Source organism: Actinoplanes aureus (genome assembly GCF_015704865.1).
Lineage (GTDB): Bacteria > Actinomycetota > Actinomycetes > Mycobacteriales > Micromonosporaceae > Actinoplanes > Actinoplanes aureus.
In genome coordinates this window covers 65,839-92,692 of sequence record NZ_JADQTO010000005.1, presented here as the reverse complement: position 1 = coordinate 92,692, position 26,854 = coordinate 65,839, and the positions used below count along the sequence as shown (strand labels likewise).

Genomic DNA, 26,854 nt, shown 5'->3' with positions numbered 1-26,854 from the left:
GGCCCCAGCGCGGGCGCCGGGGCATGCGCTTGACCTTCAGGGAGATCCGATGGCCGGGCACGCCGCGTACATCCGGGCCGTCGCCGAGGCCCTGGAGGCGGCCGGCGTCCCGGTCGCCGACTGGCGCGCCGACTCACGGGTGCCGCGCGACGGGTGGATCCCGTTCGACCTGATCCGGCAGGTGCGGCTGCACGGGCGGCCGGTGTGGGATCACGACCAGGCGGGCCTCGGGTGGGACGAGGACAACGGGTGGTATCTGCTGACTGTGGACGACCCGTACGGCCGCGGGGTTCGTACCACCACGAAGCTGGCGGTGGCGAGACTGGCCGCGCCCACCTCGGTGGTCCGCGCCGTGGCGCGGCACGGCGGCATCGCCGGGCCGGCGGGCCCGCAGGCGCATCCCGACCTGGACTTCCCGGACCATCGCGCCGGCCGGCCGGACGCCGGTTTCGAGGCCGCTCTGCTGCGCTATGCGCAAGTCGCACAAAGTCCGGTTGACGCGTCGGGGAACGCGGCGGAAGGTCGGAGTTAGAACCTGGACGCACTGGCGTGGTGAGGAGCCCGCCTTGACTCTCCGCAATCTATTGATCTTCGCGGTGCCGGTCACGTCCGCCGTCGCGGCAGGCGTGCTGCCGCGCTGCTGGGCCGCCGTCCGCGACCGCCGCCAACCCGAGCTGAAGCCGCTCGGGCCGCCGATCGAACAACTCGCCGCCGACCTGCGGCGCCTGCTGCGGCTGCACGGCGCGCTGACGGTCTCCGCGCACTCGGCGCTCTGCGCGCACCGGGTGTGGGCGGTGGAGGCCGCCATCGGTGCCCGGGCCATCGAAACCGCGGCCGCCCTCGGCGTGCCGCACCCGGACCCGTCGGCCGCGCCGTCACTCACCCGGACCGAGTTGTCGGCTCTGCTGAGCGCCCTCGCGGCCGAGGGGCTGGTGCTGCCCCGGTGGGTCGGGCACTTCACCCTCGACGGGCGGCTCTGATGCGAAACGGCGGCGGGACCGTGGTCCCGCCGCCGTCTCTCGTCCCGGCGTCACGCCGCCGAACATCATCCGCGAAGGAGCATCGGGGGCGTCGTCCCCCGCGGATCGTCTCGGGCGTGTGGCGGCCGCTGGAGCTGGGGGGCGGCGGCCGCCTGCCGGGGAGACCATGTTTCCGGTGTTCCGGAACCTGGGCGCACAACAAACGTGACAGACATTCACACCTTGATCCGCGGATCGGCGTGGTGGCGTTCGACACTCCCGGCGTCACCTTTTCGGGGTCGCCCGCAAGTTCTTAGCCGTCCTGAAGAGAAGCTTAAAAGGTTCTTAAGTCGACATCCAGCCCGTCACCAGGTAAGAACGACCCTCGTTGATCGGGCGGACCCGTGCGGCGCGTCCGCGGGAACTGTCGGATCCCCGCCATAGTCACTGCGTACGGCATTGAACCGGGGGCATCGTCCGGACGTATACCCGGGTGATCGACCTAGTCCGGCGGGCTGCGGCGCCGGGACGGTCGGTCCTCGCGGGCCCACCGCGAGGACGGTGGCAGGGCTCCGTGGCACGCTGGCGCCCTACGCAAATCCGTGATTAACCTTCCACATCCACCACGTGGCAGGGATCGACCGGAGCGCGAGGGGCGGGCACCGGTGCGCGGAGGTGGAACAGGGGTGAGGACGGTGGCACGGATGCGGCGACGGGGCAGCGGGTCAACCCCCAGCCGGTTCGGGGCCGCCGCATGAGCTACGAGGACGACGAGTACTGGGAGGACGAGTACAGCGAGTACTCGTTCATGCCGCAGTCCGCGGTGGTCCAGGAGAGGCACTACGAGCGTCGTACCGCGCCGGACCCCGTCATCCCGACCCGCCGCCGCCCCGGCCAGGACGCCGACGAGCCGCCCGCGCGCCGGCCGAAGCGGTCCGCCTTCGACTCGCAACGACCGAGCTGGCTCGACGACCCCGACTTCGTGCCGATCGACACCTCGGTACCGAACCTGGCCGGCGACGAATTCGACGACGTCGACTTCAACCGCCCCGAACTCGGCGTCGACTTCGACAAACCGGACTTCCCGATCGTCGACCCGGCGGCCCGGCCAGAGCTGCGCCGCGCGTCCCGGTCCGCGCGCCCCCGGCCCTCCGCCGACCGGTACGAGACGGAGCGCTACCGCGACGACGTACCGGAACGCCGCCCGGACGAGCGCCGCGGCCGGCGCCCGGTCGAGGTCCGTCCCGGCGAACTCTGGGAGGACGAGCGCGACACCGCCCCGGCCCGCAACGGCCGGCGCCGCCCGGTCGAGATCCGGTCGGACGAGCAGTGGGACGACGACGACCGCCGGTTGCCGCCCAGCGGCCGCACCATCGAGCTGCGCTCCGACGAATACTGGGAGGAGTCGCCCCGCGGCGACGACCGCCGCAGGCGCGGCCCGGCCCGGCGTGGCCCGGCCTACCAGGACGAACTGCCCGCAGGCTACGCGGACCGCGCCGGCCGCATCGACGACGAACGCGACACCCGGGTACCGGCCCGGGACGACGCGCCCTGGGACGACTTCGGGCCGATCCGGCCACCCGGCGGCCGCCGGACCCGCCGCGACGAGACCGACCCCCGGCGGCCCGGACCGGATCGCCCGGTTTCGGGACGCGCCCAGGTGCCGTCGCCGACGGACCCCTACGAGATGTACCGGCCGGACGCCGGCTACCCGGAACTCGAGCGCGACCAGGGCGCCGCCGCCCGCCAGCCGGCAGCCGGGTACGAGCGCGGCGCGGGCTGGGACGACGAGCGTGCCCTCGGCGCGCCGGCGACCGCGGACCGCCCGCACGAGGACAGCGACCCGGGCCGGCGTGCTGCTGACCGGCCGGCCGGGGAACCCGCCCTGGGTTCCGCTGCGGAGATGCCGGCGGGCACTGCCTCCGGCAGGCCGGAGGCGCTGCCGGCCGGGCCGCAGGAGTGGACCGGACGGCAGGCGGACGCGGCCGAGCGCTCGGCCCGGCCGGAAGCCGGCGCGCAGCCGGACGAGTGGGCGGCACGGCAGGCGGAGGCCGGCGTGCAGCCGGACGAGTGGGCGGCACGCCAGGCCGACGCCGGCCTGCAACCGGACGACTGGGCGGCGCGGCAGGCGGGAGCCGGCACAGAGCAGCGGGCCGACGAGTGGGCGGCACGGCAGGCGGAAAGCGGCACGGAGGAGCGGGCCGGGCGGGCTGAGGCCGGTGCGGATGAGCGTTCCCGGCACGTGGTTCCGGCTGAGGGCGGGGATCGCGCGCCTGAGCAGGGCGCGGCGCCGGACGGTCAGTCGCGGCCCGACGAGATGGAGAAGGCCGGGGACGGCGAGTCTCCACGGGTGCTGCGGCGTGCTGAACTACCCGTACCCCCGAAGGTCGTCGGCCGGACCACGCCGCCGCCGCAACCTCGCGTCATCAAGGCCGACCCGCCGGTCACGCCGCGCGTCGTCGCCGCGCCGGCGCCGGTTCCGCCGGCGCGGGTGATCGGTGGGCCGCAGCGGTCGCCGGTCACGCACGCGGAGGCCGCTTTCGACGGCCGGCCGATGAATCAGCCCGGGAACTCCGGTTCCGGGACCGCGCCGGCTGGGGGTTCGGCCCAGGGTGATGGGCATCCGGGCGCCGGGTCTCGCGAGATCCGGCCGGTTTCTCCGGCCGGGCGGTCCAGCGTTCCCGGAAGCGGTCCGCAGCCGGGTGGCTCGGGCGGGCCGGGCGCTCCGGAGATCACGCCGCCTACCGCCGCCCAGCCCGGCGGTCGCGGGATCGCGCCGCCCGCCGCCGGCCAGCCCGGTGTCCAGGGAGTTACGCCGCCCGCCGCCGGCCAGCCCGGTGTCCAAGGAGTCACACAGGCCGCCGACGGCCGGCCCGGCGCTCAAGGAAGCACGCAGCCCGCTACCGGCCAGTCCGGATTCACGCAGCCCAGCGGCCAGCCTGGTGCCCACAGAGTCACCCAGCCCGGCGGTCAGCCCGGTGCCTGGGGAACTACTCCGCAGCCACCCGCAGCCGGCCAGCCCGGCGCCCGGGAAGTCACGCAGCCCGCTACTGGCCAGCCCGGTGCCCCCGGATTCACGCAGCCCACCGGCCAGCCCAGTGCCTGGGGAACCACGCCGCAGCCGCCCGCAGCCGGCCAGCCCGGCGCCCGGGAAGTCACGCACCCCGCCGCCGGCCAACCCGGTGTCCGGGACGTCACGCACCCCGACGCGTGGCAGCCGGGCGTCAGCGAGCAGTCGCCGGCCGCCGGTTACGCGGCTGGGCCGGTGCACCGGGACGGGGGCCCGTCGTCCTACGCCGGGCGCCCGACTGTGCCGGCGCCGCCGGTTTCCGGTGAGATCCGGCCGGGTAGCGCCGGGTACCCGGGTGAGCAGGGCCGTTCCGGGTCCGAGGTGCCGCAGCAGCGGTCGCGGCGTACTCCACGTACCGCGCACGTGTTCCTCTCGGACGGGGACGGCCCGTGGGCGATGGTTCCGGACGCGAACCCGCCGGCCGGTGCACGGCCGGTGTCGCCCGCACGCCCGCCGATGCCCGCCGGCTGGACGCCCGCACCGCAGGACCCGAATGGCGCGCCGCCGGCACCGGCGGCCGCCTGGCCGCCGCCGGCCCGGCCGGTCGAGCCCGGCGTGCCCGCCGGCCCCGGACAACCGGCAGCGGCGACCGCTTGGCCGCCCGCGCCGGTCCAGCCGCCGGTCCCTGCACAGCCGCCCACGCCGATCCATCCTCCGGTCGTGGCGCAACCGCCCGCACCAGTCCAGCCGACTGCCGTGGTACAGCCGCCCGCACCAATCCAACCGGCTGCGGTACAACCGCCCGCACCGATCCAGCCGGCTGCGGTACAACCGCCCGCACCGATCCAGCCGGCTGCGGCGGTACAACCGCCGGCGCCGGGCCGGTCGGCGGCTTCGGTTGCGCCTGCCACGCCGCAGCCGCCGGCATCTGCGGCTGCCGGGGCGGCAAATGCCTGGCCACCGGCTCCGCTGACCGGAGACTCCCGACTGGTCGCCGGCACCGCGGTGCCCGGCACGTCGCCGATGGCGGCCGGACCGCAGACTCCGCCTCCGGGTCCGGGCGGCGCGCCGCAGGTCCCGGCTATGCCGTGGCAGGGCGGATCACACGCCGCCGCGAACACCGGCGGACCGCAGGCCCCGGCCGGACCCTGGCAAGGCGGGTCGCACGCCGCTGAGACCGTGCCTGACGCCGATGGACAGGTCAGTGGACCGCAGGCCCTGGCCGGGCCGTGGCAGGGTGCTTCGGGGACTGCTGGGCCGGCATCGATGGGGCGGCAGCCTTCCGGGACGCCGCAAGCCCCTGCGGCGAACGTTGCCGCGTCGCACGGCATGCCTCAGACCGGCGACACCGGTTGGGCCGGATCGCAGAGCGCTGCGGACGGGCAAGGAATGGCCGGCTCGGCGGAAAGGGCGTCCGGCGGCACGCCGGCGGACGCGGGCCATGCGGCGGACGCCAGCCGGTCAACCGCTCAGCCTGGCCGTCCGGCGATGGCGGGTGGCGCGGCGGCACCGGCGGAGCTGGATGCCGGGCCGGTGGGGACCGGGTCTTCCGGAAAGCCGTTCACCGCGCAACCGGGTGCGGCGCAACAGCCGCCGTCGGCAGCCGGATCGTCGGCTACCCCGACCGATAGTCCCTGGGCTGCAGCGACGCCGCCCTTCGGCACGCCCGTGCAAGGTGGATCGGCACCGGTAAGCCCGGCGTGGCAAGGCGGCGGCACGTCCGGCCAAGTCGCTGGGACGCCGCACCCAGAGCAGGGCGGTACTCCGGCAGGCCAAGGCGGGAACGCAGCACAAGCATTTGCTGGCTCAGACGCAGCGCAGACACCTGCGGGCCTAGGCGCAGCGCAGGCACCTGCCGGCCCCGGCCCAGCTCAGGCACCTGCCGGCCCCGGCCCAGCTCAGGCACCTGCCGGCTCGGGCGTGACACAGGCACCTGCCGGCGAAAGCGCAGCGCAGACACCTGCGGGCCCAGGGGCAGCACAGGCATTTGCCGGCTCGGGCGTAACACAGACACCTGGCGGCCAAAGCGCGGCGCAGACATCTGGTGCAGGGGTAGCGCAGGAGCAGGGCGGCGGGCCGGCGGGCTACGAGCAAGCCGGGCCGGAAGCGGGCCGGAGGCAGATCAGTGTGCCGGCGATGCGGCCGGGTGGTGAGGGTGACGACGCTCCGTACATGGATGCGGAGGGGACCTGGCACAACCTGCGGCCGATCGCGCGGCTGGCTACGTCCGGGCCGGACACCGAGCCGCGCCGCTACTCGGACACGGCGCTCGGCAGTGGCTGGTTCGTCACCAAGGCGGCGGCACCGAAGGCGGGGGCCTCTGACGCGGCGGAGACGGCTGCCGAGCGGAAGACGGCCGGCCCGGCGATGGAACAGCCGACTGGGCAGGGGACGGGCCAAGCAGCGGGACAGCCGGGCGGGCGAGAAGCTGGCCAGGCGGCGGAGCAGCCGAGCGGGCAGGCAGCAGGCCAAGCAGCGGAGCAAACGGCCGGGCAGGCAGCAGGCCAAGTAGCGGAGCAAACGGCCGGGCAGGCAGCAGGCCAGGCAGCGGAACAAACGGCCGCGCAGGTAGCGGGCCAGGCGGCGGAACAAGCGGCCGGGCAGGCAGCGGGCCAGGTGGCGGAACAAGCGGCCGCAGGCCAGGCTGCTGGGCAGCCGGGCGGGCAGAAGGCAGGCGAAGCAGCGAGGCTGACGGCCGAGCAGCAGGGGCCTGAGCTGGCGCCGCACCTGCCGCTCACCGCGGCCGAGCTGTCGGCGATCCGGTGGCGGCTGGATGGTGCGTCGCTGCGTGAGGTCGTTGATGATCGGGACGCGCTGCGGGCGCTGGGTGAAAGGCTTGACGGGCCGCTCGCGGACGAGGCGGACAACATCGTCAAGGCGGGGCTGCTGAGCGTACGCGCGGAGGTCTACCGCCTGCTCGGAGAGCTGGGCATGGCCGCGGCGGCGAGCCGGCTGGCCCTCGCCCACGCCGAGTCCGCGCAGGATCTTCAGTCGATGGTGATCGCGCAGGCGGAGCTGGCGCACGTGCTGCGGTTGCGCGGCGACTACCTGGAGGCGGATCGGCTGTTCCAGCGTGCGGTCGACGCGGACGTGTCGGCGGCGGTACGCAGCGTGGTGCACGAGAACGCCGGGCGCAGCTGTTACGACCAGGGGCGGCACATGGAGGCTCTGGATCACTTCGCCCGGGCGATCCGGCTGGGTGATCCGGAGGACACCGATCTGGTGGAGCGGATCGGGGTGTGCCTGGAGTCGGTCTACATCCACGTGCTGCGGGACGGGTGGGGGCCCTACCCGCGGCGGTCTCCGGAGATTCTGGGGCTGCTCAGCGAGCGGGCGACCGACGACGCGGAGCCGGGCGCGCTCGATGAGGCCACCGCGGAACAGCCGATCGTCCACCCGCGTGCGGAGAAGCCGGGAAGCCAGACCCCTGCTTGAGCCCGGCGCGCGCGGTGGGGCCTGGAATGGGCAGGCGGCTCGCGCGGGAGGGCGGGGACGGTCCGGATCCGGCGCGACAGCGCGGACGCGTACCGAAAAGGTCAGTAATAGGCGGCCGCGTCGTGCTCAGCCGGATGCTGGGCCAGCGTGCTTCGCCCGCGCCCTCCGGCCTTGGCCTGGTAGAGGGCGGTGTCGGCGACCCGCTGGAGTTCATCGGCGGTGGTGGCGTGGTCGGGCAGGACGGCGATGCCGATGCTGAGCCGGGGCGGCCCGGAGGGCAGGTCCTCGGTGGTGGCGATGAGGGCGCGGGCCTGTTCGGCGTAACCCAGTGCGGTCAGCGGGCCGGCGCGCATGAGCACCGCGAATTCGTCGCCGCCCAGCCGGGCCACCAGGTGGTCGTCGCCGGAGGCGGCTTCGCGCAGCGCGTCGGCGACCGTGCGCAGCGCGTGGTCGCCGACGGCGTGCCCCCAGGTGTCGTTGATGGTCTTGAAATGATCGACATCGATCATGACGAGGGCGACCGGCTGGCCGCCGGCGCGGGCCGCCTCGACGGTACGGGCGAGCCGCTCGTCGAAGGCCCGCCGGTTGGCCACGCCGGTCAGGGAGTCGGAGGCGGCCTGGATCTCGAGGACGTCGCGGAGCCGGGTGTTGCGTTCCACCAGGGAGACCACGACGATCGCGGTCATCGTCACGGCCACGGTGATCGCGATCCAGTCGTTCACCGCGTGGGTCCGGTCCATGAACGAGAAGGCGACGAGCGCGTGCCCGGCGGAGATCGCGGCCACGGTGACGGCGACCATCGGACGGCTCAGGAAGGACGCGGCGTAGAGCAGCGGCCACAGATAGAACAGCTGGGAGCCGGTGCTGGTGTCCTGGGTCGCGAAGTTCAGGCCGGTGACCGCGCCGGCCGACAGGAACGGCACGGCGAGCCAGAAGAGCCGGGGCAGCGACTTCGGGCGGCGCAGGCAGACCAGCCCGATCACCAGGAAGGCGACGGACGACACGGCGACCGCGATCACCTCGGCCACCGGAGCGCCCAGCTGCATCAGGACACCGGTGACCGAGGTGTACGCGGCGGCGGCCAGCATCAGATAGGCGACCGCACGGGCAGCGCCGTGCTCGTCGCGTAACTGAAACGGCAAAGCGGTCTCCTCCGGGTCCGCTTCCCGTTTCGGCCCGGCCGGCGGGTACCTGAGCGGTTGGCCCCGAGGAGCCACGCTCATTCGGTACGCAACGCCACCACCGGGTCCAGCCGGCCGGCCCGCTGCGCCGGGACCACACCGAAGACGATGCCGACCGCCGCCGACACCCCGAACGCGAGCGCCATCGACCACCAGGTCAGCGCGGCGGGCACCGGGCTGAGCCGGTCGACGAGCAGCGCGGACGACCCGCCGAGGAGCATGCCGAGCACTCCCCCGGTGGTGGTCAGCAGCACCGCCTCGAGCAGGAACTGCACGCCGATGTCGCGGGGCCGGGCGCCGACCGCCTTGCGCAGGCCGATCTCCTTGGTCCGCTCGCGTACCGAGACCAGCATGATGTTGGAGACACCGACGCCGCCGACCAGCAGGCTGATCCCGGCGATGGCGGCGAGCACCCCGGTGAGCACGCCGAGGATGTCGCCGAGCACGCCGAGGATCTGTTCCTGGGTGACCGCGCTGAAGTCGGTGTCCGGGTGACGTTCGGAGAGCGCGGCGACCACGTCGGCGCCGAGCTGGTCGATCCGTTCCCGGTCGGGGGCGCGGATGGCCAGGCCGTCGATGCGTTCGGTGCCGAGCAGCCGCTGCGCGGCGGTGACCGGTACGTGCACCTCGCCGTCCCGGTCCACACCGAGGCTCTGCCCGAGCGCCTCGAACACGCCGATCACCCGGAACCGGACACCGCCGATGGTCATCTGCCGCCCGATCGGGTCCCGTTCGCCGAACAGCTCGCGGGCCACCCCGGCACCGAGGACCGCGACCCGCCGGCCGGTGTTCACGTCGGTACGGGTCAGGTATGCACCCCGGTCCAGCCGCCGCACGAAGACCGTCGGGGTGCTCTCGGTGACCCCCTGCATGCTGGCGAACCCGGATCGCTTCCCGGCCCGTACGGTCTCCCCCGAGCTGACCGTGACGGCGACCCGGGACCGGTCGCCGACGATCCGGCCGACCGCCTCCACGTCGTCCAGGGTGAGCGGCGACGACGTCGGCGCGGCGCCGGCCTCCAGGCGTCCCGGTACGACGATCAGCAGGTTCGAGCCGAGCCCCTCCACCTGCCGCTCGATCTGCTCCTTGGTCCCGGTGCCGATGGCGACCAGCGCGACCACCGCCGCCACGCCGATGATCACGCCGAGCATGGTGAGCATGCTGCGCAGACGGTTGGCGCGCAGGGCCTCCAGGGCAACCCGCCAGGCCTCGGCCAGCCTCATACGATCAGGCCGTCCTTCATCACGATCTGCCGCCGGGCCCGGTCCGCCACCTCCCGGTCGTGCGTCACCAGCACGACCGCCACCCCCTCGGCGTTCAGCGTCTCGAGCAGGGTCAGCACCTGCTGCCCGGTGGCCGAGTCGAGGTTGCCGGTCGGCTCGTCGGCGAGCAGCACCGACGGCCCGGTGATCAGGGCCCGGGCGATCGCCACCCGCTGCTGCTCGCCGCCGGACATCTGGTTGGGCCGGTGCCCGATCCGGTGTGCCAGGCCGACCCGTTCCAGCATCGCGGCGGACCGCTCCCGCCGCTCCCGCCGCCCGATCCCCCGGTAGACCAGCGGCAGGCCGACGTTGTCCTGCGCGGTGGTACGCGCGAGCAGGTGGAACGACTGGAAGACGAACCCGATCGTGGTGTTGCGCAGCTCGGCCATCTCGTTGGGGCTGAGCCCGGCCACGTCGCGGCCGCCGATCAGCAGGGTGCCACCGGTGGGCCGGTCCAGCCCGCCGAGCAGGTGCATGAGCGTCGACTTGCCGGATCCGGAGGCGCCGACCAGGGCCAGGTAGTCGCCGGACTCGACGGTGAGCGAGACGCCGCGCAGCGCGGGCACCGACACGCCGTCGAGCTGGTAGGTCCGCGACACGTCGGTCGCGACGATCGCGGGACCGCTCATCGAAGGGCCTCGGCGCCGGCTTCGACCTGGTCGGCGCCGGCCACCACGATCTCCTGCCCGGCCGTCACCCCGGACAGCACCTGCACGGTCTCCTCGCCCTGCACCCCGAGGCGCACCTGGGCGGCCTGGTAGCGGCCGTCCCGGACGATCCAGACGGTGTCCTTGCCGTCGGCGCTGACGACGGCCGAGGCGGGCACGGTGACGGCGTCGGTGGCCTGCCGGACCTTCAGCCGGATCACCGCGCTCATGCCGGGACGCGGGACGGGTGCGACGTCACCGCCGTCGGCGTACGTGCCCTCGCCCAGGTCCAGCCGCACCCGGTAGGAGATGCCGCCCCGGGCGGAGGTGGTCGGTAGCAGGTCGGCCGCCCGTACCGTGGCCGGATAGGCGGCGCCGGGTGCGGCGTCGAGCTCGGCCTCGGCCTCCACGCCGGGCTTGACGAGCAGCACGTCGGTCTCGTCAACCTCGGCGGCGAGCCCGAGGTGGGTGACGTCCACGACGGTCAGCACCGGGGTGCCGGCGGCGACGTAGCCGCCTTCCGGAACGGCGGTGTCCACGCCTGCCACGCCGGTCTGCGGCATCTGCCCGGGTGTGCCGTTCTGCAGCAGGTCGGAGAGGGAGCCGCCACCGCCGGACGCGGTGCCGCCGAGCTGCACGACACCGGCCACCGGTGCGCGCAGGGTCAGGGCGTCCACGGCGGCGTCGGCCAGTTGGTACGCCTGCTCGGCCTGCAAGCGCTGTGCGGCGGAGAGCGCGCTCATCGCCCGGCCCAGCGACGCGACGCCCTGCTGGACCGACCGGACCGCCGCGGCGGCCGCGGCGGACGCCGACGCGTACTGCTCCTTGGCCGCGTCGATCTGGTGGCGCAGCGTCTTCTTCAGCTCCGGGTCGGCGATCTTGTCGGCCGCCTCCCGGGCCTGCTGGAACGCCTCGGTGGCCTGCCGGTCGGTGCGCTCGCGCACCGCGGTGAAGCCGGCGGTGCCGCCGGTGGGCAGGCCACCGCCGGACGGCGCCTGGTCGAGGGCGGCCTGCGCCGAGTCACGGCGGCGTTCCAGCTCGGGAGATTCGATGACGGCGAGCACCTCACCCTTCGCGACCTGGTCGCCGGACTCGACGAGCAGGTCGGTGACGGTGCCGGTGGCCGGTGCGGTGAGGGTCGCGGCGGTACGGGCGGTGACCGTCCCGGGCGCCTCGACGATCTCGTCGACGGTGCCGACGGTGGCGGTGCCGAGCCGGATCCCGGTGGGTTCGTCGTCGCAGGACGCGGCGGTCATGGGGAGGAGCAGCAGGACACCGGCCGCGATGATCACCGTGCGCTTCACAGACGCCACTCTATGCCGCGAAACGAACGACGGGCCGCCCCCGGTAAAGGGACGGCCCGTCAGCGGCGGCGGATCAGGTACCGGGCCTGCGCCCGAAGACCTTCACCGTCATGCCGTAGTCGCCGATGCTGTAGTACTTCTTCGCGTCCTGGTGAAGCAGGTTCACGCACCCGTGCGAGCCGCGCCACTTGTCGTGGATGTAGGTCGTGGTCTCGTGGAAACCGCGCCCGCCGATGAAGCGCTGCCAGTACGGCAGCCACACCTCGTACGGGTCCGACCATTCCTTCTTCGTCCGCTTGTTGATCGAGAAGGTGCCCGCCGGGGTCCGGTATCCCTTATACCCGGTACGGGTGACCGTCGGCTTGACGTACACCTTCCCGTTCTTCATCACCCACGTCGTCTGCTGAGTCAGGTTGACGCAGAAGGTGATGCCCTTCTTCTTCGCCTTGCAGGCCGACGTCTTCGTCGCCGCCAGTCGCTTGCCGACGTCGAAGGTGGTCGGGCCGGCCAGGCCCTTGGCCGGCTGAATGCCGAACCGCTTCTGGAACTTCACGATCGCGGCGCAGTCGGCGGCGGACTGCTTGCCGTCGACCGTAACCGTCCCGTATCCGCCCAGTTTCTTGAGGTAACCCTCGACCTGTTTCTGGTACTTGCCGGTCGCGCACGACGCGGCAGCCGCCTTGGTGACCACGGTGGTGGCCACGGCCGTGGTCACCGGCGCGGCCGCACCGGCACCGGCCGGCGTCAGCGCGAACGCGCCGAGACCACCACCCACCAGCACCGCGAGCGCGGCGCCGGCGAGGCGGGCGGTAACCCGTCTCCCTGCCAAGATGCATCCTCCCCAGGAAGCGAGGCCTGCTTCGCGGCGCGAGCGCCGCGGTGAACAAACCTCGTTGTTGTCCGCACATCGAAGCACAGGCGCCCCACCAGCAATGCCCGGGGAAGGACTGTGACACGAAACTGGGATGCCATCGGCAGCCCAGTCGTCGACATGAGGTTCCGGAGAGTCAGCGCCTGGTCAACGGGGTGTAGCGAAGTCCTGCACCCAGTAGGTGGTGTCGTCCCGCGCGATGGCCAGCCCCAGCCCCACCTGGTCGAGGCGGCAGTCCAGGATGTTCTCCCGGTGGTCCGGGCTGTCCATCCAGTCGGCCACCACCTCGTACGGGGTGTCCTGGCCACGGGCGATGTTCTCGCCGTAGCGCAGCCACTCGTACCCGGCCTCGGCCACCCGGTGCCCGGCCCGGTCACCGCGCGGGCCCTCGTGGGCGAAGTAGCCACGGCGCGCCATGTCCGCGGCGTGCCGGTTGGCCGCCTCGATGAGCCGCCGGTCCACGGTCAGCGGTCCGCAGCCGTAACTCCGGCGGTTGCGGTTGACCAGCGCCAGGACCTGCTGCTGCACCGGGGCGTACGGGCTCGAGGAGATCGAGGCCGCGGACACCGCGGTCCGCGCGCCGGCGTACGGATCGGCCTGCGGGCGGGCGAACCCGGGCATCTGGCGCAGCGGGCGCTCCCGGTCGAGGCGCGGCCCCGGTTGCTCCGGCCGCCGGGTCGCCGGCGGGGTGGACGCGGGCGGACCGGACGATGCGGAAGGCGAGGACGAGGACGAGGGCGCGGCTGAGTGGACCGGCGACGGCGACTCCGGGACCGGCGGGGGCTCGGCGGGCGGATCCGGGACCGGCTGGCCGGCCCACTCGTCCACATCGGGGAACGGTCCCAGCAGGTCCTCCCCCACCGGGTCCTCGAAGATCCACATGTCCGGCGTCTGCACACCGCCCGGCGGCTCGTGCGCCAGCGCGCCGGCGGTGATGCCACCGCCGGCCAGCACCGCGGCCGCCGCACACAGCACTACCAGAGGTTTCCGCATGCCCGTCGTTCCCGTCGGTCAGCGCGCCCCGGCCGTTCCAGGGCGCTCGCGAGTTGACCAACGGTGTGGATCCGGCCCGGTCACTTCGCCGCCGGGCCCGGCGTCACCCGGCCTTACGACGACGATCATTTCCCGGTACGCGCTGAGCTGCGTGAACGCCATTTTCCGGTGAGCACGGACGTCGCACAATCGCACCGGGTTCGCGGCCGGTTCCCCCGACCGTGGTAAACCGCTGCGGCTTTCTTGCCGACCGAAGCGACGGTCCACGCGGCGAATCGTGGTCGCTACGGTTTCGCGGTGCGTAATCGATACCTGGACCTGCTTCGGGCCGTCGCCATCGTCCGGGTCATCGTCTATCACCACTTCGGATGGGCCTGGCTGTCCATCGTGTTCCCGGCCATGGGCGTGATGTTCGCGGTGGCCGGCTCACTGACCGCGGCCTCCCTGCAGCGCCGGTCCGCCGGGCAGGTGGTCACCTCCCGGATGCGCCGCCTGCTGCCCCCGGTGTGGCTGTTCGGCCTGATCACCGTGCCGGCGATGCTCTACACCGGATGGACCTCCGAGGTCGACGGCGAACACCCGTTCCAGCCGGCGACGCTGCTGTTCTGGGTCCTGCCGCTCGGCGACCCGCCGGGCAGCGATCAGGCGGCGTACGTCTGGGACGCCCTCTGGTACGTGCGCACCTACCTGTGGCTGGTTCTGCTCTCGCCGCTGTTGTACCCGCTGTTCCGGCGGATCGGGTGGCCGCTGCTCGCCGTACCCCTGCTGTTGATGATGGTCCTGGAGCGCGGCGACTTCGGCATGCCGGCCGGCGTGGAGTCGGCGCTCTGGGACCTGGCCACCTACGGCGCGTGCTGGATCGCCGGTTTCGCCCACCGCGACGGCCGCCTCGCCCGGCTGCGCCCGGGTCTGGCCGGCGCCGCGTTCGCGGTGCTCGCCGGCACCGGCCTCTACTGGCTCTGGCAGGGCCACGCGGAGACCGGATGGGACCTGAACGAGGCCTCCGAGGCGCAGGCGGTGTACTCGCTGGCCTTCGTACTGCTCGCGTTGCGCTGGCAGCCGCCGATGGACCGGATCGAACGGCTGCGCCATGCCGGGCAGGCCATCACCCTGTTCAACGCGCGGGCGGTGACCATCTATCTGTGGCACGGCGTGGCGATCGCCGCGGTGTGGCCGATCCTGGAGCGCACCGGCATGGACGACCTGGGCCGGCTCGAGGCCCCGGTGACGCTCGGCGTGACGTTCGCGATCGCCGGCCTGGCGGTGCTGATGTTCGGCTGGGCCGAGGACCTGGCAGCCGGGCGCCGCCCGCGTCTGTGGCCCGCCGGAGGCGATCCGGCCCCGGCTGCCTCGGAACCGGTCGCCTCCGCGGAGGCCGAGCCGATCGGCCGGGTTCCGGCCGGCTGGCCCGAGGTGCCGCGCGACGCCGCCCGCCCGGCGACCGGGACTCCCGGCCCGCCGCCCGGATCGGGGATGCCGGTGGCGGGGCGCCCCGTGCCCGGCTTCTCACCACCGGCGGACGCCGGCTTCCGGCCGGTGGCGCAGCGGCACCATTACGACGGCGTGCCGTGGGCCGGGCACTCGGCCGCGACCGGCGGCCCGAATCACCCGGCACCTCTCACCGGTCACAGCGACCACTCCTGAACCGGCCGTCCCGGCGCGCGGATGGGCGGCCGCGCGCCGGGACCGGCCCCGATGACCGACATAGTTGAGCGAAGCTCATGAAACCGGGACGAATGCTGGCTAGCCTTAGCCCGTGGGAGGGCAGTACGACGACTTACTGGCTGCGGCGTCGGACGCCGGGGTCGTCGCGCTCGTGTTCCAGGCCGGGCCGCTGTACTGCGCGCTCCCGCTGGACGAGGTCGTGGAGACCATGCGGCCGCTCCCGACCCGGCCACTCGCCGGTACTCCGCCGTACGTCCGTGGCCTGACCATCCTGCGCGGCGCGCCCGCGCCGGTGATCGACGTGACCCGGCTGCTGACCGGGGTGGACGGGGAGATCGTCCGCTATGTCGCGGTACGCGCCGGCCGGGGGCCGATCGCCTGCGCGACCGGGCCGGTACTCGGCGTGCGGCGGATCGAGGTGGAGCCGCCGGAGGGCCCGGCCGCGCTGTTCACCGGCGTGTCCAGGGCGCTCATCGCGGCGGTCGGCACGGTCGGTACCGACCCGCTGCTGCTGTTGCGGAGCCTGAGCGCGGTGCCCCACGAGGTCTGGGAGGCGGCCGGAGCGCCGGCCGGAGTTGCGGCATGACCGCCTGGATCGAGCCGCACCTGGCGGGCCCAGCATGATCGGCGGCGCTGAGCTGACCCGGTTCCGGGAGCTGCTGCAGCGACGGCTGGGCTGGACATTCGCGGACAGCGACGGCGGTCAGACCATGACCGTGCTGGAGGAGCGGGCGGCGGCCCACAGCCTGAGCGCGCGAGGCTACCTGGACCGGCTCGGCGGCCGGCGCTGGGCGGCGGAGATCGCGGAGCTGGCCGAGGCGCTCAGCATCACCGAGACCTACTTCTTCCGGCACAGCGAGCAGTTCCGGGTGCTCGCCGACCGGGTGCTGCCGGAACGGATCGCGGCGCGGGCCGGGCAGCGGGTGCTGCGGCTGCTGTCGGTCGGGTGCTCGTCCGGTGAGGAGGCGTACTCGCTGGCGATCGTCGCCGGCCAGGCCCGGCCGGGGCGGGACTGGATCGTCTCGGTGCTGGGTGTCGACGCGAACCGGCAGGTGCTGGCACAGGCCCGGGCGGCGACGTACTCGTCGTGGTCGCTGCGGGAGACCCCGCCCGAGATACAGCGCCGGTGGTTCGAGGAGACCGAGGACGGCTTCCGGGTGGCCGACGAGATCGTCGAGATGGTCCGGTTCGCCGAGCAAAACGTCGCCGTGGACGAACCACAGCTGTGGCAGCCCGGCCGGTACGACGTGATCTTCTGCCGCAACCTGCTGATGTACCTGACCAGTGAGACGGCGTCCGGCCTGATCACCCGGATGACCCGGGCCCTCGCGCCGGGCGGTTACCTCTTCCTCGGGCACACCGACTCGCTCGGCAGCCACCCCGAGGGCCTGGAGATGCGGTACGACGGGGACACCGTCCACTACCGCCGCCCGGAGCCCGAACCCGCGCCCGCGCGACGGCCGGCACCCCGTGCGGCGCCGCCGGTCGAGCCCGCCCCCGCTCCGGAAGGTGACGTTCACGAGCGGGCGTTCGGGCTGATGATCGACGACCGGTTCGCCGAAGCTCTGACCCTGCTCGACCGGCACCATCCCTCCGGGACCCGGGACCTGCTGCTGCGCGGGGTACTGCTGGCCCAGCTCGGGCGGCTCGCCGAGGCCCGGGCCGCCGCACACCGGCTGATGGACGTCGGCGGGCCGCACCCGGACGCTCACCACCTGCTCGGCGTCTGCCACGAGCTGGACTGCGCGGAACAGGCGGCCGGGCAGTACCGGCTGGCCGCGTACCTGGATCCGGCGTTCGCGATGCCCCGGCTGCGGATGGGACTGCTCGCCCGCCGGCGCGGCGACCACCGCGGTGCGGTGGTACACCTGCAACCCGCCCTGGAGCTGCTGGCACGCGAGGACGAGGAACGGATCACCCTGTTCGGCGGCGGCTTCGGGCGGCTGGCGCTGACCACGCTGTGCCGTACCGAACTGGACGCCTGCGGGGTGCGGCCGTGACCGGCCGTACGGTGGCCGAGCGGGTGGCTCGCCTGCGCACCGATTTCGACCGCTCGTTCGCCGAGCCGGCCCGGGTCCTCGACCACGAGAGCGTCGAGCTGCTGGCGATCAGGGTCGGCGACCGCCCGTACGCGCTGTGCCTGTCCCAGACCTCCGGCGTGCACCCGGACCGCCCGGTCACCGCGCTGCCCACCACGTTGCGTGCCCTGCTCGGGGTGGCCGGTTTCGCCGGCACCATCGTGCCCGTCTACGACCTGGCCGCGCTGCTCGGCCACCCGATCGCGCAGCGGCCGCGCTGGCTGGCGCTGACCGCCGGCACACCGCCGCTCGCTCTCGCCTTCCACGAGCTCGACCACCACCTGCGGGTGCCCGTCACCGACGTGGTCGACAGTGTCACCGACGGCTCCGGCCCGCGCGGTTACCTGGACGGGATGGTCCGCCTGCCGGACGGCAACCGGTCGATCATCGACGTGCCGGCCACCCGCGCCCTGGTCCATCAGCTGGCCGGGCATCCGCTCGATCCTGAGGAGTCCCGATGATGGCCGGACGTTCGTACGGTAGAAAGCTGGCGATCGGAGTCACCTTCACCATCGCCCTCACCCTGCTCTCGGTCATCATCTCGGTGGTCGGCCTGGCCTTCGTGGTGAACGCGAAGGACGAGGCGATCACCGCCGCCACCCAGGACCTCACCCGGGCCGAGCGGATCGGGCGGATCCTGGAGACCCGGCTGGCCAACTTCCGCGCCTACCTGCTCTACGGCACCGACGAGTACGCCGAGAAGACCGCCGCCGACCGCGCCGACCTGCGCAACGAGCTCGCCGCGCTGCGCGGCTCGCTCGGCGGTCAGGCGGCGGCCCTGCTCGACGAGGTGGAGCAGATCGAGGAGTCGCACGCGGCCGCGGTCTCCACCGTGGTGGCCCGCCGGGCCGCGATCAAGGACATCGCCGACGCCGCCCGCCTGAACGAGGAACTGAGCAGGCCGCTGCGGGAGCGGCTGGAGGCGGCACTGGCCAAGCTGATCGACCGGGTGCACGCCGACGTGCAGTCCGCCCGGGTGGCCTCGTCCGACCGGGCCCGGATCGCCATCGCCGTGGTGATCATCTTGGGCGTGCTCACCACGATCAGCGCGGTCGCGGTGGCCTGGCGGCTGAGCCGGGACCTGCGCCGGGAGGTCGGTGCGGCGGTCGGGCACATCCAGAGCTCGTCGGCGCAGCTGGAGGCCGCCGCCGCGCAACAGGTCAACGGCGGCCGGGACCAGGCCAGCGCGATGAGCGAGATCACCACGACGATCAGCGAGCTGCTGATCACCTCCCGGCAGATCGCGGACAGCGCCCAGCGGGTGTCGAAGATCGCCGAGGAGACCGAGGCGGCCGCGCGTACCGGCGACTCGACGATCGACCAGACCCGGGCGTCGATGGCCGCGATCCGCGCCCAGGTGGACCAGATCGTGCAGCACATGCTCGCCCTGGGCGAGAAGTCGCAGCAGATCGGACTGGTGGTCGACCTGGTCTCGGAACTCGCCGAGCAGACCAACATCCTGGCCATCAACGCCACCATCGAGGCGAGTGGGGCCGGCGAGTGGGGCCGGCGGTTCGCGGTGGTCGCCGAGGAGATCCGCAAGCTGGCCGACCGTACCGCCGCGTCGGCCAAGGAGATCCGGGCGCTGATCGACGACGTACGCGGCGCGGTGAACACCACGGTGATGGCCACCGAGATCGGGGCGAAGGCGGTGGACGCCGGCGCCCGCCAGTTCGACGACGCCACCAACTCGTTCCGGGAGATCGTGCAGCTGGTCGCCACCACCAACGACGCGACCCGGGAGATCGAGCTCTCCACCAAGCAGCAGAGCACCGCGGTGGAACAGGTCAACGTCGCGGCCTCCGACACCGCCCGGGTGTCCCGGGAGACCGAGGCGAGCGCGGTGCAGACCAAGCAGACCGCCGCCCACCTCTCCACCCTCTCCGGCGACCTGCTGGAGCTGGTCGGCACCGGGCGGCGCTGATGAGGCGGCTCTGATGGCCGAGGGCCGGGATCCGCTGCGCTACTTCCGGGTGGAGGCCCGGGATCTGGTGGACCAGATCAGCGCCGGCGTGCTCGACCTGGATCAGCGGCCCGGGCCGGAGCCGGTCGGGCGGCTGCTGCGTGCCGCGCACACGCTCAAGGGCGCGGCCCGGGTGGTCAAGCAGAAGGAGATCGCCGACCGGGCGCACGCGTTCGAGGAGATCCTGGTCCCGCACCGCACCGGCGCCGGTGCCCTCGCCGCCGAGGAGATGCAGGAACTGCTGCGTCTCAACGACGAGATCGCGGCGCAGGTGAGCGCTCTGCAATCGCCGCAGGCGGCGGCCGCGGCACCCTCGTCGGCACAGCAGCCGGCCGGCCAGGACCCGGCTGAGGCGTTGAACCCGGTTCCGGAGATGCCGATGGCGGCCCGCGCCGCCACCGCCGACCTGGACGAGTTGCTGGACGCGATCGGCGAGGCGAACGCCCGGATGGCACCGCTGCGCAACGGCTGCACCACCGTCGAGCGCCTGCACCGGTCCGCGGCGACGCTGGCCGACCAGCTGCGCGTCGGCCGGGGCGCCCCGGCCGCGACCACCCGGGCCTCGGCCGAGCGGCTCGCCCGGGAGCTGGGCTCGGCGGGACGCCGGTTCACCGACGCGGTCGACCAGATCGAACGGGAGCTGCACGACGTCCGGGCCAAGGCGGAGGGGTTGCGCCTGGTACCGGCCGGGACGATCTTCACGGCGCTGCGGCGCGCGGTACGCGACGCCGCCGAGTCCCAGGGCAAGCGGATCCGGTTCGAGGCGTACGGCGCCGACATCCGGATGGGTGCTCACCTGCTCGGGCCGGTCAGTGGGGCGTTCCTGCACGTGGTGCGCAACGCGGTGGTGCACGGCATCGAGCCGGAGGCGGAGCGGCTGGCGGCCCGCAAGCCGGCCGAGGGGACGGTGGCCGTCGAGGTGGAACGGCGTGGCAGGTGGGCGGTGTTCCGGTGCGCCGACGACGGGCGCGGCTTCGACCTGGACGCGTTGCGGCGTACCGCGCGGGCACGCGGGCTGCTCGGGCCCAGCGCGCGCCCGCCGGATCAGCAGGAACTGCTCGATCTGGTGCTGCACGGCGGGATCAGCACCTCGCCGGAGGTGACCGAGGTGGCCGGGCGCGGCATCGGCATGGACGCGGTCCGCGAGGTCGCCACCCAGCTGCACGGCGAGGTGGCGGTACGCAGCTCGCCCGGCGCCGGGGCCACCGTCGAGCTGACCATCCCGCTCGCCCTGCTCAGCATGACCGGCCTGAACGTCGAGGCGGGCGGCACGGTGGCGACCCTGCCGCTGGACTCGGTACGCGGCTGCGTACGGCTGAGCGCGACCGAGGCGGCCACCGCGGCCACCACCGGCCGGATCGTGTACGACGGCGGCGCGGCACCCTTCCTGCCCCTCGCCGAGGCCCTGTACACGGGCAGCACGGTCCCCGACTCACCCAGCCCCGGCGCCGCCGTGATGGTGGGCACCGACGACGGCACCGTGGCGGTCGGCGTGGACCGGCTGGCCGGCACCTCGGCGCTTGTCGCCCGCCCGCTGCCGGACCTCGCACCGAGCACCCCGGTGATCGGCAGCGTCTCGGTGGACGCCGACGGCAACCCGCGCCTGGTGCTCGACCCGCAGGGGCTGGCCGCCGAGGTGCTGCGGGGTCACGTGGGCGGCCGCCCGGCCGCACCGGCGACCGCGGCCCCGCTGCCGATCCTGGTGGTCGACGACTCCCTGACCACGCGCATGCTGGAGCGCAGCATCCTGGAGTCGGCGGGGTTCGAGGTGGACCTGGCCGCGTCCGGCGAGGAGGCCCTGGAACTGGCCCGCTCCCGCCGGTACGGCCTGATCCTGTCCGACATCGACATGCCCGGCATCGACGGGTTCGCCCTGGTCGAGCGGACCCGCGCGGACCCCGAGCTGGCCGGGGTGCCGGCGATCCTGGTCAGTTCCCGGGCGAACGCGGAGGACCGGGACCGGGGCCGCGCGGCCGGCGCGGCCGCGTACGTCATCAAGGGCGAGTTCGACCAGGAAGAGCTCCTCAATCACATCCGGCGGCTGGTGGTGCGGGCATGAGGGGCCGGCGTGCGGGGGAGGTGACGGCATGACCCGGGTACTGATCGTCGAGGACTCCGCGACCATGCGCGGTCACCTGCGCGAGGCGCTCGCACCGGATCCGCAGCTCGAGGTGATCGGCGAGGCCGTGGACGGTTTGCGGGCCGTGGAGATGACCGCGCGGCTGCGCCCGGACGTGATCACCATGGACATGATGCTGCCGGGCATCAGCGGGCTGGCCGCCACCGAGCAGATCATGGCGGAGTACCCGACCCCGATCCTGGTGGTCTCCTCGGCGGACCGGCAGGAGCTGTTCAGCACCTACAACGCGCTCGCCGCGGGCGCGGTGGACGTGCTGGAGAAGCCGCGCGGCGACGACTCGGACGCGGACTGGTCCCAGCGGTTGCGCGCCACACTGCGGATGGTCGCCCGGATCCGGGTGATCACGCATCCACGCGCCCGGCTGGACGGCCGCCTGGACCGGCGATGGGCCGACCCGGTCCCGGTGGCCGCGCCGGCGCCGCTGACCGAGACGCTGAGCGTGGTCGCGGTCGGCGCCTCGACCGGCGGTCCGGCCGCGCTCACCGAACTGCTCCGCGAACTGCCGCCGAACTTCCGCACGCCGATCCTCTGCGTCCAGCACATCGCCGCCAGCGAGCAGTTCGCCGTCGCGTTCTCCGACTGGCTGGCCGGGCAGACCGGCCGCAACGTGCAATACGCGCGGGACGGCACCCCGATCAGCCGGAGCGCCGGGCAGGTGCTGCTCGCGCCCCCGGATCGGCACCTGTACGTCCGTGACCACCTGCTGCGGCTCAGCGACGGCCCGCCCCGGCACTCCTGCCGGCCGGCGGTGGACGTGCTCTTCGAGTCGGTGGCGATCGAGTTCGGCAGCGCCGCGGCCGGCTGCCTGCTCACCGGCATGGGCCGCGACGGCGCCTCCGGGCTGTTGCAGATGCGCAGCCGCGGCGCGCTCACGTTCGCCCAGGACGAGGCGAGCTGCACGGTCTACGGCATGCCGCGCGAGGCGGCACTGCTCGGGGCCGCCGCGTACGTGCTGCCCCCCAGCCGGATCGCCGCCCACCTCGCCGATCTGCACCCGGCGGGGGTGCGCCGATGACACCGACCGTGCTGATCGTCGACGACAGCCTGACCGTGCGGATGGACCTGCACGATGCGTTCTCCGACGACGGCTTCACCACCATCCTCTGCGCCACCGGGGCGGAGGCCCGCTCGGCGATCGCCACCGCGGTGTTCGACGCGGCCGTCCTGGACGTGGTGCTGCCCGACGCCGACGGTCTGGAGCTGCTCAGCGAGCTGCGGGGCACCCGGGCCGGCGTCGTCACCATGCTGCTGTCCAGCGAGAGCGAGGTGACCGACCGGCTGGCGGGCCTGCGAACCGGCGCCGACGAGTACGTGGGCAAGCCGTACGACTCGGGGTACGTGGTGGCGCGTACCCGGCAGCTGCTGGGCGAGCCCGACGAACCGGACACCGAGCGGGCCACCGTGCTGGTCATCGACGACAGCATGACCTTCCGCGAACAGCTGCGCGAGCTGCTCGAACCCGAGGGGTACGCGGTGCTCACCGCGGCCAGCGGCGAGGAGGGTCTGCGGATGGCGGCCGACCGGCGGCCGAACGCGGTGATCGTGGACGGCGTGATGCCCGGCATCGACGGGGCCACCGTGATCCGCCGGGTACGCCTGGACCCGGCGCTGCGCGACACCCCGTGCATCCTGATGACCGCCGCCGACGACTACGCCACCGAGATGCAGATGCTGGAGGCCGGCGCCGACGCGTTCGTCCGCAAGCAGCAGGACCTCGCGGTGGTGCTGGCCAAGCTGGCCGCGGTGCTGCGGCAGAGCGCCGAGCAGCTACCCATCGAGGTGACCGGCAGCCTGCACGGCCCGGGCCGGGTGCTCACCGTCAGCCCGGACCGCGACGAGCTGGACTTGTGGGCCGGCGCGCTGCGCGAGGAGGGGTACGACATCGTCCACGCCAACGGCGCCACGGACGCCCTGGACCTGCTGGTCGCGCAGCCGGTCGACTGCATCGTGCTGGGCCTCGACCACGGTCTGGACACCGCCGCCGAGACGTGCCGGCGCATCCGCGAGGTGCCGCAGGTCGGTGATCTGCCGGTGGTGATGACCGGCGACGAGGACCGGATGCTGGAGTGCCTGGCCGCCGGAGCCGACGACTACGTGCAGCAGACCGATGTGCGGGAGGGCCTGCTGGTGCACGTCCGCGCCCAGATCCGCCGCAAGCAGTCGCACGACGAGGCCCGCCGGATCCGCGAGGAGCTGATGCGCCGCGAGCTCGACGCCGCCGAGGAACGGGCCGCCCGGCAGCTCGCCGAGACGCGGGCCGCGCTGGTGGAGGAGCTGGAGTGGCGCAACCGGGAGCTGGAGGCGTTCTCCGGCTCGGTCTCGCACGATCTGCGCGGCCCGCTCCAGGTGATCACCAGCTTCGCCGAGCACATCCTGGAGGAGGAGGACGGCGAGCCGCTGGGCGAGGTGACCCGGCACCGGCTGACCCGGGTGCACGCCGCCGCGATCCGGATGGCGGATCTGGTGGAGTCGCTGCTGATCCTGGCCCGGGCCAGCCGGGGCGAGCTGCGCCGGTCGAAGTTCGACCTGACCGCGACCACTCGCCAGGTGATCGCGGACGTGGCCGCCCGGGAGCCGGACCGGCCGGTGGCCTTCACCGTGCAGGAGGGCATGACAGCCGACGGTGACGAGGGCCTGGTCCGGGTGATCCTGGAGAACCTGATCCACAACGCGGTGAAGTTCAGCCGCAAGGTCGAGCACCCGGAGGTCGAGGTGGGCTGGGAGGACGACCGTTACTACGTCCGCGACAACGGCGCCGGCTTCCCGGCCGAGCAGGCCGGGCAGCTGTTCCGGCCGTTCGCCCGGCTGCACGACGCCCGGGACTTCCCCGGCACCGGGATCGGCCTGACCACCGTGCACCGGGCGGTGGAGCGGCACGGCGGGGAGATCTGGGCGGAGAGCGCCGAAGGGCTGGGGGCGACCTTCTGGTTCACCCTCCCGCCCGCCGACGAGTACACCGGTCCGGACCGGCGCGGACAGCCGCGCCGGTCCGGGTGACGGTCACTTCACGTAGAGGAGACCGTCCGAGATCACGGTGGGGCGGCCGGACGTGCCGAGCACCACGATCTCGATCTTGTGCTTGCCGTACGGCAGGCTGCGGGTCCACACCGCCTGCCGGTTCAGGGTCTTCTTGGACTTCAGGTCCACGGTGCTCAGCTTCTTGCCGTCCACATAGATCGCGACCTTGCCGGAGCTGCTGTTCTTGGTGAACAGCAGGGCCGCGGACCGGCCGGTGAACGTCCAGGCCAGCTTCCGGTTCTTGGTCCGCGCGGAGAGCGCCTTGTCGCCGAGGTACCCGTTGCCGGACTTCTTGCTCCAGGTGCCGGTCTTCTTGGCGGAGCCCTCCGAGCTCAGCAGGACACTCCGGGAGACCGACGCGGTCCGGCCGACGTTGCCCGCCAGGTCCCTCGCGGTGACGGTGTAGGTGGTGGCGCCGAGCCGTGCCGTGGTGGCCCACGAGCGCGCGGTCGCCGGCGCCGAACCCGCCCGGGGCCGGCTGATGACGTACCCGCCGAGCCCGGCGTTGTCGGCCGCCGAGAATCCGAAGACCACCGGCACCGCGGTCTTGCTGACCGTCCCGGTGCTCAGTCCGACCGCCAGCCCGCCCGGGGTCGACGGGGCGGTCACGTCACCCCAGATGGTGGCGGTCAGCCGCGCCGAACTGCCGGAGACGTGCACCGGCCGGATCACCACCGTGTGCTTGCCGGGGGTCAGCGTGACCGCCGCGGTCAGCGCGGTGCCGGGCAGGGTGGAGACGGTCTTGCCGTCGACCTGGACCTCGATCCGGGCCACCTGCGCCGCCGGGGTGGTGAGCGACCAGGTGAGCTGGGCCTTGTTCCGGACGAACCAGACGCCCCCGGCGCTGCCGCCGCCGGTCACCGACCGCAGCGCCAGCCCGGTGATCATCTGCTGGGACGCGCCCCGGATCGCGGCGAGCCGGGAGTACAGGTTGGCGCCGGGACAGGCGGTGGCGTCCGCGTCGCGGTGCCCGGAGACCCGCGGCAGGGTGACCCGGGTGCCCGCCTTGTACTTGCCGTTCGTCGACCCGGCCACCACGGTCACCTTGCTGGTGGGGTTGTAGTTGTACTTACCCAGCCGGGCCGCCGCGAGCTGGGCGATCGTCAGCTCGATCGCCGGGTTGGACTTCGCGCTCTCGTAGTTGCCGATCACCGAGACAGCCGCGTAGTTGGTGTTGAAGCCCTGGGTGTGCGCGCCGACCACGGCGTTCTCCACCCCGCCCCGACGGCCCTCGTAGAGGCGGCCGCACTTGTCCATCAGGTAGTTGTAGCCGACGTCGGACCACCCGTTGCTCTTCACGTGGTACGCCTGGATGCCGCGCACGATCGCCGGCGACTCGGTGCACTCGTAGCTGTTGGTCGTGGCGGTGTGGTGCACCCAGAGGAGTTTGACCTCCTTGGCGACCTCGATCGACCCGACGATCCGCTCGTCGGCGCTCCACGTCCGGCGGCTGTAGTACAGCGGGAACTGGGCCTTGACCGGCACGGTCGAGGTCGGCACCACGGTCGTGGTGGTCGGCACCGTCGAGGGGCCGGTGGAGGCCGGCGCCGACGGGGCCGGGCCCAAGGAGGGCGGCACGATCGCCGACGGCGGGGGCGCGGGCTGGCTGGCCGGCGGCGCCTCCGGCTCGGCACTCGGGCCGGGGGCCGGTTCGGACGACTCCGGCGTGCCGGTGCTGGGCTCCGGTGCCGGTGCCGAGGCGCTCGGATCGGGCTCGCCGCCGCCCCGGCCGCCGGGCTCGGTGCCCGGGTCGATCAGGTCGAGCCGCAGACCGGCCGGCAGACCGGAACCGGAGCCGGCGATCCGGGCCGCGACGCCGTCCGCCGGGCCCACCCACAGCGGCTCGGTACCACCCCGGCGCGCGGTCGCGGCGGCCTCGGCACCGTCCGGGCCGATGTCCGAGGGCTCCAGCGCCTGCCAGTCGGACCATTTGCCGCTCTTGACGCCGCGGGTCCGGACCTCGATGGAAGCCTCCGGCTTGTCCTTCGGGTCGGCCCAGGTCACGCCCAGCAGGCTGAACCGCTTGGTGTCGCGCTGCGGCACCTCGGCCGAGCCGCCGGAGCCGGCGATGTCGACGGTGTGCAGGTCGGTGGGGATCCGCGGCGGCTCGGCGTTCGGGTCCGGTGGCAGGACCGTGACCCCGTCCTGCGCGGCCGCCGCCGTCTCAGCCGGGCCGGACGTCAGGGTCAGCACCGCGACCCCGCCTCCGGCCGCGAGCACGGCAACCGCCGCACCGATCCCGATCGCTACCCGTCTCTGCATTCCAGCGTTCCCCCGCCTGAAGAGAATCTTGCGGGCGTGAACGTTACCGGACCGTCCGATCGATGT

At 73.5% G+C, this 26,854-nt stretch carries 17 protein-coding genes and 1 pseudogene; 11 read left to right on the top strand and 7 right to left on the bottom strand.

Annotation, left to right across the window (positions count from 1 at the left end; genetic code table 11):
* The first annotated feature begins 49 nt into the window (after positions 1–49).
* The 3 genes from I4J89_RS11890 (at position 50) to I4J89_RS11880 (ending at position 7,404) form a co-directional block, all read left to right on the top strand.
* Positions 50–532 (top strand): DUF6292 family protein, encoded by a 483-nt coding sequence (locus tag I4J89_RS11890; RefSeq protein ID WP_196413973.1) that lies wholly within the window; start codon positions 50–52, stop codon positions 530–532.
* Positions 533–566: 34 nt separating this feature from the next.
* Positions 567–980: a hypothetical protein gene (locus I4J89_RS11885; RefSeq protein WP_230858812.1), complete on the top strand. Its 414-nt coding sequence runs from the start codon at positions 567–569 to the stop codon at positions 978–980.
* 733 nt (positions 981–1,713) lie between these two features.
* Positions 1,714–7,404 (top strand): hypothetical protein, encoded by a 5,691-nt coding sequence (locus I4J89_RS11880; protein ID WP_196413972.1) that lies wholly within the window; start codon positions 1,714–1,716, stop codon positions 7,402–7,404.
* Positions 7,405–7,505: 101 nt separating this feature from the next.
* On the opposite strand, the gene I4J89_RS11875 is transcribed toward I4J89_RS11880, so the two are convergent.
* From I4J89_RS11875 to I4J89_RS11850, 6 genes and pseudogenes are all read right to left on the bottom strand, one after another.
* Complete coding sequence (locus I4J89_RS11875) at positions 7,506–8,546, bottom strand: GGDEF domain-containing protein (RefSeq protein ID WP_196413971.1); 1,041 nt, start codon at positions 8,544–8,546, stop codon at positions 7,506–7,508.
* A 77-nt stretch (positions 8,547–8,623) separates the two neighbouring features.
* Positions 8,624–9,808 carry an ABC transporter permease gene (locus I4J89_RS11870; RefSeq protein ID WP_196413970.1) on the bottom strand — a complete coding sequence of 395 codons (1,185 nt, stop codon included), beginning with the start codon at positions 9,806–9,808 and terminating at the stop codon, positions 8,624–8,626.
* Positions 9,808–10,476 (bottom strand): annotated as a pseudogene (locus I4J89_RS11865) (ABC transporter ATP-binding protein); the annotation flags it as partial. The gene I4J89_RS11870 and the pseudogene I4J89_RS11865, both read right to left, overlap by 1 nt.
* Entirely contained in the window at positions 10,473–11,750 is a 1,278-nt protein-coding gene (locus I4J89_RS11860; protein ID WP_196414343.1) for an efflux RND transporter periplasmic adaptor subunit, read from the bottom strand. The gene I4J89_RS11860 and the pseudogene I4J89_RS11865, both read right to left, overlap by 4 nt.
* Before the next feature lie 121 nt (positions 11,751–11,871).
* A complete protein-coding gene (locus tag I4J89_RS11855; protein ID WP_196413968.1) occupies positions 11,872–12,627 on the bottom strand; it encodes a L,D-transpeptidase family protein in 756 nt (251 codons plus the stop codon).
* Between the two features lie 189 nt (positions 12,628–12,816).
* Positions 12,817–13,662 carry a CAP domain-containing protein gene (locus I4J89_RS11850; RefSeq protein WP_196413967.1) on the bottom strand — a complete coding sequence of 282 codons (846 nt, stop codon included), beginning with the start codon at positions 13,660–13,662 and terminating at the stop codon, positions 12,817–12,819.
* A gap of 297 nt (positions 13,663–13,959) precedes the next feature.
* Here I4J89_RS11850 and I4J89_RS11845 point away from each other — a divergent pair, with 297 nt between their 5' ends.
* The 8 genes from I4J89_RS11845 (at position 13,960) to I4J89_RS11810 (ending at position 24,505) form a co-directional block, all read left to right on the top strand.
* Positions 13,960–15,306 (top strand): acyltransferase family protein, encoded by a 1,347-nt coding sequence (locus tag I4J89_RS11845; RefSeq protein WP_196413966.1) that lies wholly within the window; start codon positions 13,960–13,962, stop codon positions 15,304–15,306.
* Between the two features lie 112 nt (positions 15,307–15,418).
* The gene (locus tag I4J89_RS11840) at positions 15,419–15,913 is read left to right on the top strand and encodes a chemotaxis protein CheW (RefSeq protein ID WP_309238273.1); all 495 of its coding nucleotides are present in this window, start codon (positions 15,419–15,421) and stop codon (positions 15,911–15,913) included.
* A gap of 34 nt (positions 15,914–15,947) precedes the next feature.
* Positions 15,948–17,327, top strand: coding sequence for a CheR family methyltransferase (locus tag I4J89_RS11835; protein WP_196413965.1), 1,380 nt, complete (start codon positions 15,948–15,950; stop codon positions 17,325–17,327).
* Entirely contained in the window at positions 17,324–17,866 is a 543-nt protein-coding gene (locus tag I4J89_RS11830) for a chemotaxis protein CheW (RefSeq protein WP_196413964.1), read from the top strand. The genes I4J89_RS11835 and I4J89_RS11830 overlap by 4 nt, the downstream gene beginning before the upstream one ends.
* Entirely contained in the window at positions 17,863–19,329 is a 1,467-nt protein-coding gene (locus tag I4J89_RS11825; protein WP_196413963.1) for a methyl-accepting chemotaxis protein, read from the top strand. Before I4J89_RS11830 ends, I4J89_RS11825 begins: the two co-directional genes overlap by 4 nt.
* A 13-nt stretch (positions 19,330–19,342) precedes the next feature.
* A complete protein-coding gene (locus I4J89_RS11820) occupies positions 19,343–21,427 on the top strand; it encodes a hybrid sensor histidine kinase/response regulator (RefSeq protein ID WP_196413962.1) in 2,085 nt (694 codons plus the stop codon).
* 28 nt (positions 21,428–21,455) lie between these two features.
* Complete coding sequence (gene cheB, locus I4J89_RS11815) at positions 21,456–22,523, top strand: chemotaxis-specific protein-glutamate methyltransferase CheB (RefSeq protein ID WP_196413961.1); 1,068 nt, start codon at positions 21,456–21,458, stop codon at positions 22,521–22,523.
* Complete coding sequence (locus I4J89_RS11810) at positions 22,520–24,505, top strand: response regulator (protein WP_196413960.1); 1,986 nt, start codon at positions 22,520–22,522, stop codon at positions 24,503–24,505. Before cheB ends, I4J89_RS11810 begins: the two co-directional genes overlap by 4 nt.
* A 3-nt stretch (positions 24,506–24,508) precedes the next feature.
* Here the strand turns inward: I4J89_RS11810 and I4J89_RS11805 are convergent, their stop codons facing one another.
* Positions 24,509–26,788 carry an N-acetylmuramoyl-L-alanine amidase gene (locus I4J89_RS11805; protein WP_196413959.1) on the bottom strand — a complete coding sequence of 760 codons (2,280 nt, stop codon included), beginning with the start codon at positions 26,786–26,788 and terminating at the stop codon, positions 24,509–24,511.
* Positions 26,789–26,854: the final 66 nt, after the last annotated feature.

Excerpts from the sequence above, each read along its gene's own strand:
- I4J89_RS11890 (WP_196413973.1), top strand. The coding sequence starts at position 50 with ATGGCCGGGCACGCCGCGTACATCCGGGCCGTCGCCGAGGCCCTGGAG.
- I4J89_RS11805 (WP_196413959.1), bottom strand. The coding sequence starts at position 26,788 with ATGCAGAGACGGGTAGCGATCGGGATCGGTGCGGCGGTTGCCGTGCTC.
- cheB (WP_196413961.1), top strand. The coding sequence starts at position 21,456 with ATGACCCGGGTACTGATCGTCGAGGACTCCGCGACCATGCGCGGTCAC.
- I4J89_RS11850 (WP_196413967.1), bottom strand. The coding sequence starts at position 13,662 with ATGCGGAAACCTCTGGTAGTGCTGTGTGCGGCGGCCGCGGTGCTGGCC.
- I4J89_RS11825 (WP_196413963.1), top strand. The coding sequence starts at position 17,863 with ATGATGGCCGGACGTTCGTACGGTAGAAAGCTGGCGATCGGAGTCACC.
- I4J89_RS11860 (WP_196414343.1), bottom strand. The coding sequence starts at position 11,750 with ATGACCGCCGCGTCCTGCGACGACGAACCCACCGGGATCCGGCTCGGC.
- I4J89_RS11820 (WP_196413962.1), top strand. The coding sequence starts at position 19,343 with ATGGCCGAGGGCCGGGATCCGCTGCGCTACTTCCGGGTGGAGGCCCGG.
- I4J89_RS11835 (WP_196413965.1), top strand. The coding sequence starts at position 15,948 with ATGATCGGCGGCGCTGAGCTGACCCGGTTCCGGGAGCTGCTGCAGCGA.
- I4J89_RS11870 (WP_196413970.1), bottom strand. The coding sequence starts at position 9,808 with ATGAGGCTGGCCGAGGCCTGGCGGGTTGCCCTGGAGGCCCTGCGCGCC.
- I4J89_RS11880 (WP_196413972.1), top strand. The coding sequence starts at position 1,714 with ATGAGCTACGAGGACGACGAGTACTGGGAGGACGAGTACAGCGAGTAC.
- I4J89_RS11810 (WP_196413960.1), top strand. The coding sequence starts at position 22,520 with ATGACACCGACCGTGCTGATCGTCGACGACAGCCTGACCGTGCGGATG.